1 protein-coding gene is annotated in these 2,265 nt (G+C 38.3%); it reads left to right on the forward strand.

Annotation, left to right across the window (positions count from 1 at the left end; all coding sequences use genetic code 11):
* Positions 1-132 precede the first annotated feature (132 nt).
* Positions 133-2,124, forward strand: a complete 1,992-nt coding sequence (locus PX482_RS15225; protein ID WP_288094454.1) for an O-linked N-acetylglucosamine transferase, SPINDLY family protein — start codon at positions 133-135, stop codon at positions 2,122-2,124.
* The last annotated feature ends 141 nt before the right edge of the window (positions 2,125-2,265 follow it).

Consider the following 2,265-nt stretch of genomic DNA (forward strand, 5'->3'; position numbering starts at 1 on the left):
ATGGCTTTTAAATGTTGATCTAGTTGTTCTTTTTGGTCTGTATTCATGATTCTACCGTTTAATTGTTTCTCTTTATTTTGCCTTAGCTAACGTTTTTAGTCTCTAAGCATTTATACTTATGGCAAAATTGGGATGCTCCCGGCACAGGTGATGTGGCAAAATGTTTTAAGGGAAGGTAATCTGGAAGAAGTTAAGCAATGGCAAGCAGAATTAGAAGCGGTTTTAGACGCAGAAGCGCGACGACAACAAAGAAAAGGTGATCTGGCAGCTGTAGAATATTTTCGCTATCATCTACAGGAAATTGTTCCCAAGTCAATTAATAATTTATTAGCTTTATTCGACTTAGCTTTAGATTTAGAAATATTTGATCCTGAAGAACTACTTAATTATCCTATTCAAGACAATCTCAGATCTAATCCCGATCGAGAATTGCTTTTAAATGTAGTTCTCAAAAGTCTTTTATATCCCCATGAATTAACTTTAGATTTAGCTCAAGCAAGTTTACCCTACCTGGAGGAATTAGCCGATAGTTTTATCCCGCAAGCTTTTCAGATAGCAGCACGAGTCACCAACGAGCAACAAAGTCCCACTTTTGGAGTGGAAATTATTAAACTTTGTCTGCAATTAAGACCAAATGATCTGAGTCTTTTGGAACAATTGGTTAACCTCTATATTTTAGCAGAAGACTTTGATAATTCTTTGATAACTGCCTATCAGTTGCGAGAAATTTGTCTAACTCCAACCCTAAAGTTATACAGTAATTATCTGATTTTGTTAATACTTTTGCGCTGGGGAGTTTGGCAAGAAATTGATCATATTTATCAAGAATATCATGATTTATTACAGGAATTAACCCGTCAGAAAAATATCACTTTAGAACCGATTATTAAAACTAGCTTTCTCAATGTTTCTAGTCCCCTACCCTACCTAGGCGATCGAGCCTTAGCCAATCGACAATTAACTAATCGCATCGCCGAAATTTTTCTTGATAATAATAGTTTAAAAACTCCTTTTATTACTATCAAAAAAGCTCAAAAAAAACTGACGATTGGTTATCTTGCCAGTACCTTAAAACATCATTCTGTCGGTTGGTTAAGTCGTTGGTTAATTCACCATCATGATCGAGAAAAATTGCAAATAGCCATCTATACTATTAACCAAGAAGAAGATGAAATTACCCGTCAATGGTTCCGGGATAGCCGAGATATTATCCGTCATTTTCCCTACGCTCAAAATCCCCTAGAAGTTGCCCAACAAATTCAACAGGATCAGATAGATATTCTAGTAGATTTAGACAGTTTAACCCATAATATTACCAATCAGATCATGGCACTGAAACCCGCAGCAAAACAAGTGACTTGGTTAGGTTGGGATGCTTCTGGATTAGCAACTATTGATTATTATATCGCCGATCCCTACGTTTTACCCCAGCAAGCGGAGGAATATTATCGAGAAAAAATCTATCGTTTACCAGAGACATATTTAGCAGTGGATGGTTTTGAAATCGGCACTCCCAATCTCCGTCGAGAAGATTTAGAAATTCCCCCCGATGCTACCATCTATTTTTCCGTACAAAGTGGCATGAAACGTCATCCTGATACCATTAAACTTCAGATGAAAATTCTCGCACAAGTCCCTAATAGTTATTTTCTGATTAAGGGAGTCGGTAAGACTGAAAAAATTCAAGAATTATTTACTGAAATAGCGATTCGGGAGGGAGTTAATCCCCAAAGATTGCGGTTTTTACCGAGAGATATCGATGAATATACCCATCGCGCTAATTTACAGATTGCCGATGTGGTGTTAGATACCTATCCCTACAATGGTGCTACCACCACCTTAGAAGTTTTATGGCAAGGAATCCCTTTAGTTACATTGGTAGGAGAACAATTTTCCGCCCGCAATAGTTATACTTTTATGATTAATGCTGGTATTGAAGCCGGAATTGGCTGGAATGAGGCAGAATATATCGACTGGGGAGTAAAATTAGGACTCGATCGCTCCCTTCGTCAAGACATCAGCCATCAACTGTTAGGAAATCGTGACACAGCCCCGCTCTGGCAAGGGAAAAAATTCGCTCAAAATATGGAAAATGCCTATTTAAAAATCTGGGAGGGAAGTTGATATTGACATCCTCGCCGCCCTAAAAGTGCGGCGATTCCTAAACCTCACGATTTAAGTTTCTGCTTCCACCACCGTCGCATACCACAGTTAAAAAACCATGTACTGTCTTACACAGAGTCCACAGACTTTCGCCCCATTTCA

The sequence above is a fragment of the Microcystis sp. M53602_WE12 genome (assembly GCF_030065455.1).
Taxonomy (GTDB): domain Bacteria; phylum Cyanobacteriota; class Cyanobacteriia; order Cyanobacteriales; family Microcystaceae; genus Microcystis; species Microcystis aeruginosa.

Bases quoted from the DNA above. Each gene is read 5' to 3' on its own strand.
- PX482_RS15225 (WP_288094454.1), top strand. From the start codon at position 133: ATGCTCCCGGCACAGGTGATGTGGCAAAATGTTTTAAGGGAAGGTAAT.